The following is an 18,379-nucleotide window of genomic DNA, read 5'->3' as shown; positions in this document are numbered from 1 at the left end:
CGATGGGGATGCCCTTGAGCCGAAAACGCCCCACGATTTGCTCAGGCGACCACTGTTTTTCTCTCAAAATCTGGACGACTTGTTCTTGCATTTTATCCGTGAATTTCCTCGGATAGCAACGCCACTCCTTACGCTCTGTAGCATACATATGTGCTGCATGGCAGGAGTATCTTCCTCTTGCCGTTTTGTTGCGTTTGACTTCTCGAGAGACGGTGCTGGTTGAGACACCAATGGTTTGAGCGATGAAAGAATAAGATTTCTTTTGTTGTAGTAGCCGATCTATTGTGTACCTTTGCTCTCGGCTCAAATGGTTGTATTTTTTCATATTCACGCAAATATAATCTTTGACGCCCATCCCCAGAGGGGCTAGCCCCTCTGGGGATATTCTTTCTATTTGCGTTGCACTTACTACTGGAAAATACAAGATACTTTGTCTTATATCCGTCTCTTTGCCATTGGTTTGACGGGAGGAATTTTAGGAGGGGTCTTTAACAACCTCGCTGTACAGATTGGAGGAGATTTGCCCGCAGGACTCAACTTTATTGTGATGGGTATAATTCTTCTTTTTGGGCATGGTCTCAACTTCGGTCTTTGTATGATTAGTTCGCTTGTACACCCTTTACGTTTGACTTTTGTAGAGTTTTATAAGAACTCTGAATTTGAGGGAGGAGGACGTGAGTACAGGCCTTTTAAACTTTAAGTATAATAAGCAAATCAAAATAATTTTTTAATCACATTTTTAAGTATGAATCTCGTTCTAACCTACTTAGGAATTGCCATTATGGTGGCTCTTACCGGTATCGGATCTGCAATTGGTGTTACCATTTGCGGTAATGCAACTGTTGGCGCAATGAAAAAGAACCCAGATGCTCTTGGTTCTTACATCGCTCTTTCTGCATTGCCTAGTTCACAAGGTCTTTATGGTTTTGTGGGCTTCTTCTTAGCACTTAATCTTGTTAAAGATTTGGGTGCTGGTCTCGATATGGTAGCTGCTTGGGCTATCTTTGGGGCAGGATTAGCTTTGGGTGTTGTTGGTCTTATGTCAGCAATCCGTCAAGCACAAGTTTGCGCAAATGGTATTAAAACCATCGGTGGTGGAGATAACGTTTTCGGGGCAACAATGGTAATGGGCGTGTTCCCTGAGCTTTACGCTATTTTAGCACTTCTCGTAGCTATCTTGATTTTCAACGTCGTTCCTGTACTTGTTCAAGCTACGGCTGCTGTAGTAGCATAACTAAAGTAGTTTTATCCTTTATCGGAGGATAAACTGAAATGAAGGAGGAGCTCTTATAAAGAAGCTCCTCTTTTTTATTACCTATGTTGTTGCTTAAAAACTCTTTTTAAGCGAGATTTGATTGTCAATATTTTGATAAGATACTGTCCTACAAAAGTGTGTAAACCCCGAAGCTCTTAACTTTGTGGTAAGAAGCAAAAACAAATTAAGAACAACGGAGCTTACAGCATGACAAAAGTAGGCATTTATTTCGGACACTACCGTTTTTAACAAGGAAGGAGGATTTTTCCCGAATTGTGCGTGCACCTTTTTGAATGCAACCTTACTGCCAAGAGACAGCCTCTTTTAGAATCCTGTCAATTCTTATTTTACCATTATCTTTTCAAGATAACCTTTGACTCCTTGCCAACTTGTAGAATATAGCTGCCTGATCTAAAGGTACTTAAATCTATTACCTCTACGGAATTTGTCGTAGGAATTGAAAGGAGGAGATTTCCATCTTCCGAAAACAATTTTGCTTCTTTTGATTCATTGATTTCATTATGGAGGTAAAGATAATCCGTAACGGGATTGGGATATAAATGGATACTACTCTTATGCACTCTCTCATTAGAGGTGCTTTGCCCTTCGTACGAGACCCCTGGGTAAGGAGTTTCGCCGCCGTCATAGTCGTATACACTCCACTGTTTTTCTTTTATTTTATTTACGGATTTGACTGAGCATTCGTTCTTTTCGAGTTCGTTTTTTGAATCAACCAATATAATGGTTGCCATCTCGGCTTCTTCTCTTGCGGGCAGTGTTTGTATAAGTTTCTCCATTGCCTTTTGTCGTATGGAATTGCTATAACAGGTTATTGAAAGGATGCGAGGGTTTGAAGAAAAATCAAGTTCTTCCAATTCATTGTTGTTACACCAGAGGTATTCCAGTTTGGGAGAGAAGGAAAGGTTTAGTGTTTTGAATTTGTTGGTGTGACAAGATAGGGTATTCATTTCGGGGCATTTTGAGAGATCTAATGAGGTTAAAAGATTGCCGTAACAAACTAAAATTTCGAGTTTGGGAGCCGTTAAAGAGATATGCTCTAAAACATTGTCTGAGATAAAAAACTCTACTAAAGAGGCGGAGTTGATTGAAAGGTTTTTAAATCTATTCTGAGCACATTGTAGCTCTTTTAGATTTTGAAGGTTATCCAAGGTTAGCGAGGTCAGTTGATTGGTATTACACTTTAGAACTTGAAGCTTGGGATTATTGGAGCAATCTAAGGAGGTTAGCAGATTATTGTCGCAGTAAAATTCTTCTAATTCTGCTAAGGAGCCCAAATCCACCTGGGCAATTTTATTACTCTGAAACGATACTATTCGTAGTTTTTTGTTGTTCTCGAGCTTTAGCTCACTTAAATCATTTTCACTACAGTCTAAAAACTTTAATTGTGTGTTGTGTGATAAGTTCAATGCTTTGATATCACATAGACTGCAAATGAGCTTTTTTAGCTGAGGGTTGTGTGAGAAATCTAACGAGGCTGGCTTATTGTCATGACAATAAAACTCTTCGAGAGAAGGAGCTCGACTGACATCTATCGCGTCTAACTCCCAGTGATTACAAGATAAAGAGACGATATCTCCTTCTATAAAAATCTCTTCTTGTAATACTTTATAGTAGTTGTATATTTCGCCAAAAACATCTTTTTTTTCTACAAACTCTATCCCCTTAACAGTGAAAGAGCCGTTAGCTGTGATTTCCATGCGCAGCACCTTTCCCTTTTGGGCCTGAGTTTTTAGTCGAATACCTTTTATCTCGCTTTGTTCCCTCTTTAGGGATTTAATGTCATTCTGACTTTTCCCGTTTGTTTGTGCCGTAGCGTAGAGACTCAGAAATGTTACAAAAAAACATAAGGAATAAAATATCTTCTTCATATACCAGAAATCAAGGTTCTTAGATGTTTATTTTCTTTAGCGAAAGAAGAACCGATTACTACCGCTAAAGAATTAGTATTGCGTAATGTAGTATTGAGTTATTCCCTTAAAAAACAGTTATATAATAACCTGTTATGCTTTCATTATCTTTCACTCTGCCTTTTCTCTATCTGCAATATGTTTTAATGAAAAGTCTTGTTTTTGAGAGTATGACAAAGCTGTTTTTGTGATAATATATCGTTTTTTACAATCGCAAATATAAAAATATTGAAATAAAATGCAATGCTTATTCCCTGTAGATCTTCGCTACGATTGGTATTTCTTCGGGTTATTATCTTGTACGCATCTTCTTAATGTGGAACATTTTAGCGTTATAACAATGTGAATATGTAGAAGTTGTTAGTCTGATTCTCTTTCAAAACAAGAGCATGCTATAATACATGTTGTATAGCATTTATATCTGCTTTGTAAATAGTTTTCTACTATTCAGAAACTTATAAGGCTATGAGTAATTCTCTATTTTTAATCTGAGTATATATATATTCAACTTGAATATATGTATATTCAATCTAAATATATGTATATCTAATCTGGAAATATAAAATGCTTCGAGTGAAAACGTATTTTATCTCCTGTTCTTCAGTTTTTTATGAGTAAGCTAAAGGAGTTTTTGGAAAAGAGAAGAAACTATAAATAGAGATCTCAGAAAAAGGCCTCTTTTGTTGTATGCGAGATTGAGTTGGTAGCGGTATATCTACTGCGTGAGTATTGCCCATTATCGCACTCATCATAAAAGTGCCTACACTCAATAAAAGGGGAGAGTATTTCGTTTTCCTCTTGTGAAATGTATATTTGCATTTGCAATGAAAAAGAATAGATTTCAGAAAACTTATTCCTTTTTTTTCGGACTGCTACTCCTTACCGTAGGGAGTGCATGGTCGCAGAGTGTTCGTATTCATGGTTATGTTCTGGATCGAGAGCGTAAGCCCATTGAGTTTGCTAACGTAAAGGTCAAGGGGCGAGCGTTGGGAGCTTCCACCAATTTGAAAGGGTATTATTCTTTTTCTCTTCCCATTTCTGCCGATTCGCTTGTTATAGAGTTCAGCAGTTTAGGATATAGGTCTGTACAAAAAACGTTTCCTAAAGGTATTTCAACAGATCTCCGTTTGAATGTTGAGCTCCCCGAAGAGGCCACTGAAATAAGCACTGTAACTGTAGTTGCTACCCAGAAAAAACAGCAGAATATGGAGCGAATATCGGCAGAAAATATTCGCATTAACAGTTCTCCGACAGGTGGGGTAGAGTCTTTGGTTGCCACCTACGCGGGGGTAACTCAAAACAATGAGTTGAGTAGTCAATACTCCGTTCGAGGGGGGAGTTATGACGAAAACATGGTTTATGTCAATGGTATGGAGGTGTACCGACCTCTCTTGGTGCGTTCTGCCCAGCAGGAGGGGTTGAGTTTTGTCAATCCTGATATGACGCGCTCGGTAACCTTTTCTGCAGGAGGATTTACTGCCGAATATGGCGATAAAATGTCTTCCGTATTGGATATTCGATACAAAATACCCGATCGCTTCGAAGCCTCTGCCGAGGCTGGACTACAGGGGGTACAGGTTTATGTGGGGTCTCGTCACGGTCGTTTTACTCAAGTAACGGGCGTGCGTTTTAAGAGTGGAAAGGCTTTGTTGAGCACTTTCGATACGAAAGGAGAGTATGAACCCCTCTATTTTGATGCTCAAACTTACATGACTTTACGCCTCAATAAGTCTTGGATGCTACATTTCTTGGGCAACACATCATCGACCCATTACTCTTTTATACCTCAAACACGAGAAACTTCTTTTGGTACAGTAACCAATGCAAAGACACTAAAAATCTATTTTGATGGGCGTGAGCGAGATCATTTTCTCTCTTTCTTTGGTTCTTTAGGTCTCTCTTTTACTCCCTCTGCAGAGCAAAGGCACAGTTTTAATATAGGGGTTTATAATAGTGGAGAAGAAGAAACCTATGATATTGAGGGAGCGTACTATCTTGATAATGTAGATATGGGGGGAGGGAAGAATAGCACCTCGGAAGTCTCTACCAATCTCAATGCTCTGGCTACGGGAACGAATTTAGAACATGCTCGTAACCGTCTGACCTATACGCTACTGACAGCCAGTTATAGTGCTCTTTGGAAAATACACGAAGCCCATACCCTAAAAGGGGGAATATCTTATCGAAGGGAGATGGTAAGCGACTATATCAGTGAATGGACAAGAAGGGATTCGGCAGGTTACAACCAACCTCGACAGGAAGAACGTATAGAGATGCTATACAACCTCTATTCCTCTAATGCGCTCCAGAGCCATCGCTTAGGGGCGTATGTCATGGACGAGATGCATTGGGAGACAGCTAAGGGGGCATTTTCTCTCTACCCTGGAGTGCGTGCCTCTTACTGGAGTTTTAACAAAGAGTTTATAGTAAGTCCTCGTGTAGTAGCCTCTTTCTCTCCAAAAGCTATGCCCAAAGTTTCTTTTCGAGTTGCCTCGGGGCTCTATTATCAGGCTCCTTTCTACAAGGAAATACGAACTACTGTAACTGATGCTAATGGTAATAACGAAGTACACCTTAACCCCTCTATACGTTCGCAGGGCTCTCTTCACTTTTTATTGGGGGGAGATTATCAATTCAGAATAGAGGAGCGAAAGTTCCGCCTATCTACAGAACTCTATTATAAACATTTGTATCATCTTAACCCCTATGTAGTCGACAATGTCAAGGTACGCTATCTTGGAAATAATGTCGGTAGAGGGTATATTGCTGGGGTAGATGTTAAACTCTTTGGAGAGTTCGTTCCAGGGGTTGACTCTTGGCTTACGGCTTCTCTTCTTAAGAGTCGGCAAACGATACCGAACGTGGGAACTATGGATCTACCCAATGCCCCGAGTTATAATTTCTCTCTTTTCTTTCAGGATTATTTCCCTGGTTACAAGAAGTTACGCCTCAGCTTAAGAGGGGTGTTGTCGGGAGGCCTTCCGCAGTTTCGTCCCTCGCAAGAGTTTCAGATGCCTGCTTTCACAGGGGCAAGCTATAAACGTGTTGATATGGGGCTTATATACAGACTGTACGATGAAGAGCAGTCGCGACGAAGAGTGCGTAATGGCTTTTTATCGGCCTTTAAGAGTGTAGATGTTTCGCTGGAGTTTTTCAATCTTTTGGATAATGCCAATGTGAGCGGATACTATTGGATAACGGATGCTTTTAATCATCAGTATGCTGTACCGAATTATCTTACTCGTAGGCAGATCAATGTGCGTTTGAGAGCTGACTTCTAAGTGTCTCAAGAGTTTTTCCACGCCAAACGTCATTTGGCTGTCTCTTTTTGAATTTGTACAATACTTGCTAAAAGGGGGCTGTAGGGTGTATTTTGTCCTTGATTTGTTTACAAAAAAATGGAAATAGCTAACTTTGCCGTCAAGTTGCAGAAAAGAGTTTTTCGCTCTGTGGGGCAGTCCTCTTTTTTGCGCCCTATAACGTCAAAACAAAATAGCTATAGATTAAATAAAAATAGAATTACTTATGTGGGATAGGATAACCGCAGACTTCGCCAGTCTTAGTATAGAAGCTATAGGTGCAGCCTTTGCTCTGCTTTTTGCGGCAGTAGATATAATAGGGGCAATACCTATTGTTTTGGATTTGAAACAAAGAGGGAAAAAATACAGTGCAGAGGTGGTAACTCTTGGTTCGGGAGTACTTTTCTTTGCTTTTCTCTTCATCGGAGAGCCTATGTTGAGTATCTTCGACATTAGTCGAGAGGTCTTTTCAGTAGCAGGGGCTATTGTTCTTTTTGTTTTGGCGGTCGAGATGCTTTTCGGGATACAAATATTCAAAGATGATGGACCAGAGGGAGGTGCTAACTTCGTCCCACTTGTTTTCCCCCTTTTTGCGGGGGCAGCTACTTTTACTACGTTGCTCACTTTACGCTCGGACGGACTTTCTTATACCAATATATCGGTTGCAATGTTGGCCATCTTGGTACTGATCTATCTGATGTTACGTTTCGTCGGGATTATCGAAAGAGTGTTAGGCAAGGGGGGAATATTTGCTCTTCGTAAGTTCTTTGGTGTGATTCTTTTGGCGATATCTGCCAATATCTTTATTAAGAATTTGGTTTTGGTCATTACCAGTTATAATACGGGAGGATAAGACTTTACAGAAAGTATAATCAAGTATAAGAGATAGATTGAGTAGGGGCTGTTAGATTTTTCCAGAAAGCTCTATTCAATTTATCTCTTGATTTTATAAAACGGCATTGCCTTGATATAGGAGAATAATTAGCATGAAAAACTTTGCATTGATAGGCGTAGCAGGGTATGTAGCACCTCGTCACTTACGTGCTATTAAAGATACAGGACATCGTCTGGTGTCTGCTTACGATCGTTTTGATAGTGTGGGGATTATTGACAGTTATTTCCCCGAAGCCTCCTTTTTTACGGAGCAGGAATTGTTTGATAGGCACAATTCCAAATTAAGGGGGAGTGAACAGGCCATTTCCATGCTCTCGGTCTGTACACCCAACTATCTGCACGACGCGCATTGCCGTTACGGATTACGTTTGGGCGCAGACGTTATTTGCGAAAAGCCTTTAGTGCTTAACCCATGGAATATAGATGCCTTGCAGGAGGTAGAGCGAGAAACAGGTAATAGGATTTATAATATATTACAGTTACGTCTACACCCTTCCATCATTGCCTTGCGAGATAGAATTACTAAGGCAGAAAAGGGGATACTTTTTGAGGTAGATCTTACTTATATAACCTCTCGGGGTAATTGGTACTATACTTCATGGAAGGGAGATGAGCGTAAAAGTGGGGGGATAGCGACTAATATAGGTATTCATTTCTATGATATGCTTTTGTGGGTTTTTGGGCCTTTACAGAAAAATATTGTACACATAAAGGAGCATGACCGCTGTGCGGGATATTTGGAGTTTGAGCGTGCTCGCGTACGTTATTTCCTCTCTATAAACGCCGATACGCTCCCCCCTTATGTGGCCAAAGAGGGAAAGCGTACATTTCGATCTATTCAGATAAATGGTGAGGAATTTGAGTTTAGTGATGGCTTTACAGAGCTACATACCGAGAGCTATCGCCATGTATTGGAGGGAAAGGGTTTTGGCCTCGAGGAGGTACGCCCCTGCATTCAGTTAGTGCACGATATACGCCATGCCCCTGCTGTTGGGCTTGTTGGAGAGTATCATCCCATGGCAAAGCTGCAAAAGACTGTTCATCCCTTTGAGCACGGTTATCTTTCGATATAGATTTTAGGGGAGAATAGCCCCCTACGCAAAAAGAGGAGAGGATTAATTACCTATTTTTTTTGCCAGAGAGTAAAAAAACATTAATTTAGGGGCGTGATGATAAATAAATATATAGGAGCTCATGTTAGTAGCTCAGGTGGTGTAGAACGTGCTGTTGAGAATGCGAGAGCAATTGGAGCTAAAGCGTTTGCTCTTTTTACACGCAATCAGCGACAGTGGACCCCTCCCCCCTTGAAGCAGGAGAGTATAAATCGCTTTAAAGAACTAATGGGGGAGTATGGTTTTTCGGCAGATTATGTTCTTCCGCACGATAGTTACCTTATTAATATGGGCAACCCAGATGCTGCTATGCGGGAGAAAAGTAGTTTGGCGTTTCGCGATGAGATGAAACGATGCGAACTATTGGGTTTGAAACTTTTAAACTTTCACCCAGGTAGTCATTTGAATGAAATCTCCGAAGAGCAGTGTTTAACCTACATCGCAGAGGAGATTAATAGAGCTTTAGAGGCAACTTCTGGGGTTAAAGCAGTACTCGAAAATACAGCAGGGCAGGGCTCTAATCTTGGATTTAAGCTGGAGCACTTGGCTTATATTATAGATAAGGTAGAGGATAAAAGTAGAGTTGGCGTTTGTATCGATACGTGCCATACTTTATCGGCTGGTTATGAAATACGTACTCCCGATGGGTACAAAGATTTTTGGAATGAGTTTGATAAAATCATCGGCCTTTCTTATCTCTCGGGTATCCACCTTAACGACTCGAAAAAAGAGTTGGGAAGTAGGGTAGACCGCCACGAGAGTATGGGTAAGGGGACTATGGGAATGGAACTCTTCCGTATGATTGTAAATGACCCCAATTTGGACAATATGCCGATTATCTTGGAAACGCCCGATGATACCTTATGGGCAGAAGAGATACGGACGCTGTATTCACTGATAGAGAAGTAAACGGATTAAAATATTTGCTTTATGAAAAAGTTAAATCTTACAGGGTTTTTTCCCTTATTCTTGGTCTCTTTGACCCTTCTTTTTGTGTCTTGTAACAAAAAGGACCCCAAAAAAGACACGCCACAAATGGCCTTATTAGGTACAGTTCCCGAGGATGTAACCCTTTTGATGGCTGTAGGGGGAGATGCTATTATGGATTCTTTCCAGAAAAAGGAATTAGAGGAAATGTTGTCTCCTCAAACTCTTGCTCAATTGATGTTGTTCAAGAAAAATCTTGATGTACAGAAAGTACTCTGTTTTGCTCGTATGTCTTTAGACGGCGAACTACCTCTTGCCACCACTCTTTTAATAAAAGATTACGATGGTTTTGTACAAACTCTTCAAGCTGCAGGGGGAGAAATTGAAAAAGAAGAGGGGGAGTTCTCTTATTGTATGTTTGACGGAGTGGGCTTTTTCTTTGATAAAAAACAACTTTGGATTACTCCCAATGGTGGTTTTGCATTGATTAAAGAGTCTGTTAATTTGAAAAAGAATGGAGGTAATTCTATTCGTACTCTGGGCTATATTCATAGTGTGTTGGACAATGAAGCAGGACTATATGTCAATCTCAAGAGCTTAACTTCAGTAGTAGATTTCTCCAATAATCCTTTGCTTAAGCCCAACTTGGATGATATTAACCGATATGATGTGCGCCTTATGGGTAGCCTAAGCTTGAAAAGAGATAAATTAGCTATGTCTGTGGCTCTCTTGGACGACAAAGGAAATCCTCTCGGGGACAAGCATAATATCGCAAGGGCTATTGACAAAAATTTGTTGAGTTACTTAGATCTTAAACAAGATTTATTTGCTGCTGTTGGCGTTAAAAATAGAGCTTGGGTAGAGATGTTAAAGAGTTTTTCTGGCATGCCTATTGTAGGGCAGTATGACTTCCTATTGTCAGAAATCGATGGCACCGTGGCACTTGCTTTGAGCGCAAAAAGTTCTACAATTGAGGGGCCTAATAGCGTGGATGCAACTCTATTTGTTCAAACAAAGGGAGAAACTTCGCGTGAAATATTTTCAGTTATTGCAGACAAATTAGCTCCTTTCCGTGACGGCGACGAGTTAGATGGTAACGATTTGAGTTTAGATTTTCCTTTTGGAAGGTATGTACTTGGTTTTAGAGACAATACTCTTTATTTGGCTCCTAAACCACTTGAGAAAAAGCCACAACCCAATTATGCCAACCATCCAGTAGCGAGCACATTGATAAAGGGAGATATGGGGTATGTAATTCTTGACATGAACTCCAAAGGTGCTGTGGCCAAAATGGCTAAAGAGGCCTTGAGATATCCTCTAAATGGTCATGCTACTTTAAGCCTTAGACCAGATGGCGCAACATTTTTCTTTTATAATGAGGCTGCTCCTATTGCCACTCTTATACATAGACTGGTGATGCTGAAAAAGGGAGAAGAATTAGATGACTGATTCGGGTTCAGAACTTACATAAATTTTAGAGGTTAGTTATGAAGACGAGATATTTTTCTTTGCCAACTCTGGTTGCCATTGTTTTGGCTCTTGTAACCTTGGGATGCAAAAGGAATGCTGCAAAGGAACTGTTACATTCTATTCCGCAGGATGCTGGTGTAGTCTTGGCTTTTGACGGAACTTCCCTTTATAAAAAAGCAGGAGGGGAAGCCTTAGAAGGTTATTTGGGCAGTCAAAACTTTAGCCAACTCTCTTTATTGAGAAAGTGTATTGATGTAAAAACGATTTTACTATTTCGGGAGGCTGAAGAGGGTGCAGCTGTTGCTACCGCTAAGGTTGTAGATTTCTCTGCATTGAAAGATCTTTTGGTTTCTACATCGCTATCTGTACAGGAAGAAGATGGTATATTCTCTGCACAATTTGGAGAGGAAAAATTGTTCTTTAATAAACATCAGGCATGGCTTGCTTTCGATGAAAAATCGGAACCCTTTGCTCTCGAGTCTATCCAAAGAAGCAAAGATAAGGGACCTTCTTTTGCCGATAATAAGGGGATTGAAAATATGTTTCGAGGAGACATGGGCTTCTTTATAAATCCTTCTAAGAGTATGGCACAAGCGGAGCGTTTATTGGATATAGATGCCGAAAGTTTACCTAAAAACCGTATCGTTGGTAATATTTCTTTTGAAGAGCGAGATATTAAGGCCGACTTTGAGATTATAGATACCGAGGGTAAACTCTTTAAAAATCCTATTGCCCAACCTGCTAAAATAGATAAGAAAGTATTGGAGTACTTCCCTAAGAATACAGACTTTCTTTTTGTACAAGGTGTTAAAAACAAGGATTTTCAGAAGAGTTATGAGAGCTTACCTCAAACATGGCGCTCACCAGAGTTACGCACTTTGTTTACGTATTTAGATGGTACTATAGCTTGCGGGCTGGAGGGGAGTAAATTATATGATTTCCCTGATACTATTATCCTACTTTCTCAAGTGAAAAAAGGTAAAGGAAAAGAAGCTCAGCAAGCTATCTTGTCTCTTCTAAAGATAGAGCCAGAGAAGATTACTTATGTGGGAGATGTTGCTTCGTTTAGTAATTTCTTCTTGGGGACTATTTTCGTTGGTTATACTGATGATATAGCCTATTTGTCGTTATCTCCCATAGGGCTAAATAAACCCTCTTTCTTGGAAAACGATCTTGCTGGTTTGATAAACGCCGATAAGGGATATTTCTTTGTTGACATGAAGAAAGAGTCGATTTTGAATGTTTTTCTTCAAGAATCTTCCTACGGCAGGTATTATGATCTCGATGGTTTTCTTGCTGCCAGTGGTACAGAAAGTAAAGGTGAGTTAGTCTTTCATAATGAGGCCTCTACAGATAAGAATATCTTAGAGGGGATAGTGCGCGCAATCGCAAAAGCCGACAAAGAAGAGAAGGCTAATAGGGAAGAAGTGTATCCCTTAGACGAAGAATAATAAACTTGCTAAAGGGTTGGCGTTAGGGGCGTATCTTTTTATTGGATAGAAAAAATCTGTTGCTCACAGCTTAGCCCTTTTGAGAAGATATAGATTTTGACTGTGCATACAATTACATTGGAAGGTCTTCTTCCTAAAGTGTTTGCTCATCAAACGGATTTAGTTAGTGAGGTGTGGTCCCAAACCCTTTCTTTGAAAAGGGGAGACCATTACCTCCTCTCGGCAGGGAGTGGAGCGGGGAAATCTTCGCTCTGCTCTTTTATTTACGGTTTAAGGAAAGATTACTTGGGTCGCATCTTGTTTGATGCAATAGATGTCAGTAGGTGGAACTATAACCAATGGAGTGCTATTAGGCGCACTTCTCTTGCCTTTTTACCTCAAGATTTACGGCTCTTCAAAGACCTTACTTGTATAGAAAATGTCTTGTTGAAAAATAGGCTAACTCGGGCTTATTCTCGGCAAGAGATAGAATCTTGGTTCGAACTGTTAGGTATTGCAGACAAACGTAATACTGTTGTAGACCAACTTTCATTAGGAGAGCAACAGAGAGTGGCCATTATACGCACATTATGTCAAAAGGCCGATTTTTATATTTTGGATGAGCCTGTAAGCCACCTCGACCCCATAAATAATAAATTAGTAGCGACTCTTTTTGAGAGTAAGGTACACTCTGAGGGCTCTTCTTTATTGGTTACTTCGGTAGGTTATCCATTAGAATTTCTTTTTACATACACCCTCCAGCTATGAGAGAGAAGAGTAGTCGTTTTCTGGTTGCTTATCATATTAGTTGGATGCAGCTATTAGGGTTCCTTTTTTCTAATATTGTAGGGCTCTTTATAATTACGCTGGGTATACAATTATATCAAGATTTTTCCGCTCTTTTCAGCACCCAAGAAAAGCACTTGAGTGAAGAGTATTTGATTGTATCCAAGAAAGTACACAGTCTCTCTACGTTGGGCTCGGTACTTGGGAGTAGTAATTATAAAAGATTTTTACCAGAAGAGATAGAGAGTCTACAAGGCCTAAAGGGGGTTAAGCAAGTTGCATCGTGCAGGATTGCTCGTTATCAGGTAATTGCAAGCATTAGTCATAGTTGTTCCGACGAGGCTATGGCTTCCCTATTATCTTTTGAGTCGCTACCAGATTCTTTTCTTGATACTACCCCCTCTCAATGGAGTTTTGATGCTGAACATCCTTCCATACCAATTATTATACCGAAAGATTTCTTGGCCCTATATAATTTCTCTTTGGCAGAGAGTCAGAATTTACCCCAGTTGAGCGAGGCGGTAATAAAGCAGATACCGATAGATTTTCAATTGATTGGGGACAATGGTCGAGTGCTTTATCTTAAGGGTAGGGTGGTAGGATTTACACAAAGGATAAACGCTTTTATCGTTCCAGAAGAGTTTTTACGCTGGAGTAACTCACTTCTTTCCAGCAAGGAAGAGCAACCTCCCTCTCGTCTCATGGTAGAGGTCGAACCCAATGAAATACCATTTATAAGAGATAGGATCAAAGATTTGGGATATGAAGTGGCAGGAGATACTCAAGATAATCGGGTGGCCTACCTTTTTAAGATTGCTCTCTCTGTGATTGTTTTTATCGGGTTACTCATATCTTTTCTCGCATTCTTTCTTTTAATGTTGAGTATTCATCTTATTCTTGTTAAAAACAGGGAGCGTATACAGACACTCTATCTCATAGGATATACTCCCAAAGAGGTTGGTCGTATCTACACTATAGTTATATGGGGTGTAAATCTTTTAGCCTGGCTAATCGTTGTAATGGCTGTTTGGAGCGTAAGAGCCGTTTATAGCTCTTATTGGGAAGCTCTTGCGATCTCCTCTTTTAACGGTGTGAGTCTATTTATTGCACTACTCTTTGTTGTCACTCTTTCACTTCTTCATAGGCTCTTTTTGCGCCGTAAACTTATCTCCTTTTGGGCATCCTAAGCCTATTTTTAGACCAATAATTGTTTGTTGAGCCATATTTTTTGAGGCTTTCTTTTATAAACTCAAAAAAATCTTTCAATCATGCGAACAAAGAGTACATACTGGGTGTTTTGCTTATGAAAAGAGATAAATACATTAGAATAAGTAGAAATAATATTTAGAGAATTACGTATGAAACACGAATTAGTAACGCTCCCCTATAGTGCAGATGCTTTAGCTCCTGTTATCAGCAAGGAAACTATTGAGTTTCACCATGGAAAGCACCTTCGTGGTTATGTAGACACACTGAACAAACTAATCGAGGGTACAGAGTTTGAAAATGCTTCTTTGATCGACATCGTTCGCAAGAGCGAGGGAAAGATTTTCAATAATGCAGGACAAACTCTTAACCACGATCTTTACTTCACTCAGTTTGCTCCTAATGCAGGAGGTGAGCCTATCGGTAAGATGGCAGAGGCTATTAACAAGCAGTGGGGTTCTTTTGAGAAGTTCAAAGAAGAAGTACTTGAGGCAAGTGTTACTCTCTTCGGCTCAGGCTGGGTATGGGTGGCTTCTGATGAAAATGGTGTGTTGTCTATAGAGAAAGAACCTAACGCAGGCAATCCTATCCGTAAAGGTTTGAACCCTATATTGGGTATTGATGTTTGGGAGCACTCTTACTATTTGACCTACCAAAACCGCCGTGCAGATCACGTTAAGGACATTTGGTCTATCATCAACTGGGCTGTAATCGAGGAGCGTTATACAAAGTAATACACAGTTTTTCTTGACTTAATAAAAGAGCACTCATACTTTAGAGTATGGGTGCTTTTTTTGAACCTGAGTTCAGTTTGGTAGTATCAGAAGAAGTTGGTGATACTGTCCTATAAAGATGTGTAAGCCCTGTGGCTCTTAACTTTGTAGTAACAAAGAAACAAACTAAGAACAATGGAGCCTACAAAAGCTTACACAGGTGCAAATATCGGAATTTATTTCTGATGGAAGAATAAAGAGAAAGGTTTTATACCCTCAATAAAAGAGAAGACAAATCTTTTAACGCTCTCCCCGAATAATCATGCCACTGCCGAAACAGAGGTGTTTTTTGAGATCGTAGATTACGGCATATTGTCCAGGAGCAATACCTTGTATGGGTTCTTCACTCTCTATTCTATACCCCCCGTCTTTTTCTTTATAGATGAGAGCTTTGACAAACTCAGGGGTATGTCGTATTTTCAGAGTTATCGGTATGGGGCATCCATCTTCAATCTCTTTAGGAGTAAGAGGGTTCCCTATTGAGCCATGGGCAAATAAATCTTCCGTAATGAAGTCGAATTGCTCTATGTATATCTCTTTGCCATATTGCGTAAGAGGGTCATAGCCTCGGCTCACGAGTATGATGTTACGTTTACAGTCTTTTTTTACAACAAACCAGGGGCCTCCACTCAGTCCAAGCCCTTTTCTCTGTCCGATAGTATGAAACCAAAAGCCGTTATGAGTACCCAGTACTTTCCCCGTTTCATACTCTATAATTCGTCCTGTTTTTTTCCCTAAGTAGCGTTCTATAAAATCATTGTAATTGATTTTTCCGAGAAAGCAAATGCCTTGGCTATCCTTACGTTGCGCATTTGCTAACCCTGCTTCCAAAGCTACTTCTCTTACTTGATGTTTATTCAAGTATCCGAGGGGAAAAAGTAGTTTGGAGATTTGTTTGAAGTTTATTTGTGCTAAGAAGTCAGTTTGATCTTTAACGGGATCGGGTGCCGTAGCCAGAAATGTTTTGCCATGAATAATCTCGGTTAAGGCATAGTGTCCCGTTGCAATATAGTCGTATTGATGCCCGATGCGCTCTTCAAAAACCCCAAATTTGATGAATTTATTGCACATCATATCTGGGTTGGGAGTGAATCCCTTGCGTACACTCTCTATCGTATAGTTGACTACACGCTCCCAATACTCTTTATGCAAATCTATTGTTTCGTAGTGTAAGCCATATTTACGAGCTAAAAGTGTTACCATCTCCATATCCTCTTCGGCTGGGCAGTCTACGAATCCCTCTTCATCTTCCATGCCGATGCGTATATAGTATAGGTCGGGGCGAAATCCAGCCTCGACCAGAAGATGTGTAGCAACGGAGCTGTCTACTCCCCCCGATGCAAGTAAGGCAATACGAGTATCGGAGGGCAGATTGGCAATATGTGGGGGTAGGGGATAGCGCATAAGGCTTTTTGTAAGCGTTGGAGGTCCGAGTTACATTCTCTCGGGCATTTCGATGCCGAGTAGTGCCATAGCACGACAAACAGTGTCTGCCACTGTATGACTGAGGAAGAGACGTATGCCACGAAGTGACGTATCTGTCTCTTTCATGATGGGACAGTCGTGATAGAAAGAGTTGTAGGCCTTGACCAAGTCATACACATAGTTGGCTATAAGAGCAGGGCTGTAAATGCGTCCTGCCTCTTCTATGACCGACGGATAATCTGAGAGCTGCTGTATTAACTCTATTTCTCGAGCCGAAAGAGGGGTAGCTACAGAGGAAGAAACTGATGGCTTTTCTCCATTTTGTGCTGCTTTTTCGAGTAGAGAACGGATGCGAGCATATGTGTACTGTATAAAGGAAGCCGTATTTCCGTTGAGGTCGATAGACTCTTCTGGATTAAAAGTCATATTTTTTCGAGGATCGACCTTTAGAATGAAATATTTAAGCGAACCTAAGCCTACGCGACGTGCTACTTCCCAACGTTCTTCCTCTTCAAAATTGGCTGCCCGTCCAGCTTCGCGAGCTATTTTTTCAGCAGAGGCAATCATTTCATCCATCAGATCGTCGGCATCTACAACGGTTCCTTCACGGCTCTTCATACGTCCGTTAGGAAGTTCTACCATACCGTAACTGAAGTGAACCAGATTTTTCCCGAAAGCAAAGCCTAAACGGTCTAAAAGAAGAGATAGAACTTTGAAGTGATATTCTTGCTCATTCCCTACTACATATACCATTTTATCTATGGGATAGTCTTTATAGCGGAGTTTGGCGGTACCAATATCTTGGGTCATGTAAACAGATGTGCCGTCCGAACGTAACAAAAGCTTTTCGTCCAGCCCCTCTTCCTTGAGGTCGGCCCATACGCTACCATCTTCGTGGCGAACAAAAAGTCCCTCCTCTAATCCTCTAAGTACCTCCTCTTTTCCCTTGAGGTAGGTTTCGCTTTCATAGTATATCTTGTCAAAATCCACTCCCAGCCTACGGTAGGTTTCGTCAAACCCATCATAGACCCACTGATTCATGGTACGCCAGAGGGAAAGCGTTTCTTCGTCTCCACTTTCCCACTTGCGGAGCATCTCTCTTGCTTCTTGCATGAGGGTAGAGGCACTCTCTGCTTCCTCTTTACTCAAACCTTTTTGCATTAGAGCTTGTAACTCTTCTTTATAGTGTTTATCAAACTCTACATAGAAGTCGCCCACCAAATGGTCTCCTTTTTTCTTTGAAGACTCAGGGGTAGCCTTATTGCCCCATTTAAGCCATGCCAACATTGATTTACAGATGTGTATCCCTCTGTCATTTACGATATTGGTTTTGACTACTTTTAGTCCGTTAGCATCGAGTATGCGAGAGAGGCTATACCCCAAGAGGTTATTGCGAATATGTCCTAAGTGTAGGGGTTTGTTGGTGTTGGGCGAAGAGTATTCGATCATTACCAAGGGGGCACTCTCTGTTACAGCCTTATGACCGTAATTTTCCGTAGTTCCGATTTCTTGTAGAGTGTTAAGCCATAGAGAGGTAGCAAGCGATAGGTTTAGAAACCCTTTTACCACGTTATAACTTGTAATCCACTCAAAAGAGGAGCAAAGGGCTTGTGCAATCTCTTCTGCGGTTTCTTCGGGTTTCTTGCGAGATAGCTTAAGGAGGGGGAAAACTACTAAGGTTATGTGCCCCTCAAACTCGGGACGAGTTTTCTGTATTTGTAACAGGTCGCAAGCCTGCGCACCATAAAGTTTACCGATAGTTTCGCTAAAAGCAGTAGTTAATTGATCTTGTAGAGACATTTTACAATTGATGTAATGTGAATGAACTATATATCAATAGAATACACTCATTTGTGCTAATCTAACCGCAAAGT

General features: G+C 40.7%; 14 protein-coding genes and 1 pseudogene. 11 read left to right on the top strand and 4 right to left on the bottom strand.

The window, feature by feature from the left end; translation table 11 throughout:
* Positions 1 to 325: helix-turn-helix domain-containing protein (locus B5D06_RS05345; RefSeq protein ID WP_234989560.1), on the bottom strand; the 325-nt coding region annotated here is incomplete at its 3' end.
* A gap of 99 nt (positions 326 to 424) precedes the next feature.
* Here B5D06_RS05345 and B5D06_RS05340 point away from each other — a divergent pair.
* A pseudogene (locus B5D06_RS05340) lies at positions 425 to 700 on the top strand (ATPase); the annotation flags it as partial.
* Between the two features lie 45 nt (positions 701 to 745).
* Positions 746 to 1,234 (top strand): ATPase, encoded by a 489-nt coding sequence (locus tag B5D06_RS05335; protein WP_078736980.1) that lies wholly within the window; start codon positions 746 to 748, stop codon positions 1,232 to 1,234.
* 374 nt (positions 1,235 to 1,608) lie between these two features.
* Here the strand turns inward: B5D06_RS05335 and B5D06_RS05330 are convergent, their stop codons facing one another.
* Positions 1,609 to 3,144 (bottom strand): T9SS type A sorting domain-containing protein, encoded by a 1,536-nt coding sequence (locus B5D06_RS05330; RefSeq protein WP_078736979.1) that lies wholly within the window; start codon positions 3,142 to 3,144, stop codon positions 1,609 to 1,611.
* Between the two features lie 863 nt (positions 3,145 to 4,007).
* Between B5D06_RS05330 and B5D06_RS05325 the strand changes: the two genes are divergently transcribed.
* The 9 genes from B5D06_RS05325 to B5D06_RS05285 all read left to right on the top strand — a co-directional run bounded on the left by B5D06_RS05325 (position 4,008) and on the right by B5D06_RS05285 (position 15,041).
* The gene (locus B5D06_RS05325) at positions 4,008 to 6,464 is read left to right on the top strand and encodes a TonB-dependent receptor (protein WP_078736978.1); all 2,457 of its coding nucleotides are present in this window, start codon (positions 4,008 to 4,010) and stop codon (positions 6,462 to 6,464) included.
* Positions 6,465 to 6,708: 244 nt separating this feature from the next.
* Complete coding sequence (locus B5D06_RS05320) at positions 6,709 to 7,335, top strand: MarC family protein (RefSeq protein WP_184227922.1); 627 nt, start codon at positions 6,709 to 6,711, stop codon at positions 7,333 to 7,335.
* A 133-nt stretch (positions 7,336 to 7,468) separates the two neighbouring features.
* Positions 7,469 to 8,449, top strand: a complete 981-nt coding sequence (locus B5D06_RS05315; RefSeq protein ID WP_078736976.1) for a Gfo/Idh/MocA family oxidoreductase — start codon at positions 7,469 to 7,471, stop codon at positions 8,447 to 8,449.
* Positions 8,450 to 8,545: 96 nt separating this feature from the next.
* Entirely contained in the window at positions 8,546 to 9,397 is an 852-nt protein-coding gene (nfo, locus tag B5D06_RS05310; protein WP_078736975.1) for a deoxyribonuclease IV, read from the top strand.
* A 21-nt stretch (positions 9,398 to 9,418) separates the two neighbouring features.
* Positions 9,419 to 10,864: a hypothetical protein gene (locus B5D06_RS05305; RefSeq protein WP_078736974.1), complete on the top strand. Its 1,446-nt coding sequence runs from the start codon at positions 9,419 to 9,421 to the stop codon at positions 10,862 to 10,864.
* Between the two features lie 38 nt (positions 10,865 to 10,902).
* A complete protein-coding gene (locus tag B5D06_RS05300) occupies positions 10,903 to 12,336 on the top strand; it encodes a DUF4836 family protein (protein WP_078736973.1) in 1,434 nt (477 codons plus the stop codon).
* A 102-nt stretch (positions 12,337 to 12,438) separates the two neighbouring features.
* Positions 12,439 to 13,083 carry an ATP-binding cassette domain-containing protein gene (locus tag B5D06_RS05295; protein ID WP_078736972.1) on the top strand — a complete coding sequence of 215 codons (645 nt, stop codon included), beginning with the start codon at positions 12,439 to 12,441 and terminating at the stop codon, positions 13,081 to 13,083.
* Positions 13,080 to 14,288, top strand: coding sequence for an ABC transporter permease family protein (locus B5D06_RS05290; protein WP_078736971.1), 1,209 nt, complete (start codon positions 13,080 to 13,082; stop codon positions 14,286 to 14,288). The genes B5D06_RS05295 and B5D06_RS05290 overlap by 4 nt, the downstream gene beginning before the upstream one ends.
* 171 nt (positions 14,289 to 14,459) lie before the next feature.
* Entirely contained in the window at positions 14,460 to 15,041 is a 582-nt protein-coding gene (locus B5D06_RS05285) for a superoxide dismutase (protein WP_078736970.1), read from the top strand.
* 279 nt (positions 15,042 to 15,320) lie between these two features.
* On the opposite strand, the gene mnmA is transcribed toward B5D06_RS05285, so the two are convergent.
* Both mnmA and argS read right to left on the bottom strand, forming a co-directional pair.
* The gene (gene mnmA, locus B5D06_RS05280) at positions 15,321 to 16,484 is read right to left on the bottom strand and encodes a tRNA 2-thiouridine(34) synthase MnmA (protein WP_078736969.1); all 1,164 of its coding nucleotides are present in this window, start codon (positions 16,482 to 16,484) and stop codon (positions 15,321 to 15,323) included.
* A 30-nt stretch (positions 16,485 to 16,514) separates the two neighbouring features.
* Positions 16,515 to 18,305: an arginine--tRNA ligase gene (gene argS, locus B5D06_RS05275; protein WP_078736968.1), complete on the bottom strand. Its 1,791-nt coding sequence runs from the start codon at positions 18,303 to 18,305 to the stop codon at positions 16,515 to 16,517.
* Positions 18,306 to 18,379: the final 74 nt, after the last annotated feature.

This window comes from Porphyromonas circumdentaria (genome assembly GCF_900167105.1).
Taxonomy (GTDB): domain Bacteria; phylum Bacteroidota; class Bacteroidia; order Bacteroidales; family Porphyromonadaceae; genus Porphyromonas; species Porphyromonas circumdentaria.
Note: the sequence above shows the minus strand (reverse complement) of the source record. Positions and strands in the feature narration are given on the sequence as shown.

Excerpts from the sequence above, each read along its gene's own strand:
- B5D06_RS05300 (WP_078736973.1), top strand. The coding sequence starts at position 10,903 with ATGAAGACGAGATATTTTTCTTTGCCAACTCTGGTTGCCATTGTTTTG.
- B5D06_RS05320 (WP_184227922.1), top strand. The coding sequence starts at position 6,709 with ATGTGGGATAGGATAACCGCAGACTTCGCCAGTCTTAGTATAGAAGCT.
- nfo (WP_078736975.1), top strand. The coding sequence starts at position 8,546 with ATGATAAATAAATATATAGGAGCTCATGTTAGTAGCTCAGGTGGTGTA.
- B5D06_RS05315 (WP_078736976.1), top strand. The coding sequence starts at position 7,469 with ATGAAAAACTTTGCATTGATAGGCGTAGCAGGGTATGTAGCACCTCGT.
- argS (WP_078736968.1), bottom strand. The coding sequence starts at position 18,305 with ATGTCTCTACAAGATCAATTAACTACTGCTTTTAGCGAAACTATCGGT.
- B5D06_RS05335 (WP_078736980.1), top strand. The coding sequence starts at position 746 with ATGAATCTCGTTCTAACCTACTTAGGAATTGCCATTATGGTGGCTCTT.
- B5D06_RS05290 (WP_078736971.1), top strand. The coding sequence starts at position 13,080 with ATGAGAGAGAAGAGTAGTCGTTTTCTGGTTGCTTATCATATTAGTTGG.
- B5D06_RS05305 (WP_078736974.1), top strand. The coding sequence starts at position 9,419 with ATGAAAAAGTTAAATCTTACAGGGTTTTTTCCCTTATTCTTGGTCTCT.
- B5D06_RS05285 (WP_078736970.1), top strand. The coding sequence starts at position 14,460 with ATGAAACACGAATTAGTAACGCTCCCCTATAGTGCAGATGCTTTAGCT.
- B5D06_RS05325 (WP_078736978.1), top strand. The coding sequence starts at position 4,008 with ATGAAAAAGAATAGATTTCAGAAAACTTATTCCTTTTTTTTCGGACTG.
- B5D06_RS05330 (WP_078736979.1), bottom strand. The coding sequence starts at position 3,144 with ATGAAGAAGATATTTTATTCCTTATGTTTTTTTGTAACATTTCTGAGT.
- mnmA (WP_078736969.1), bottom strand. The coding sequence starts at position 16,484 with ATGCGCTATCCCCTACCCCCACATATTGCCAATCTGCCCTCCGATACT.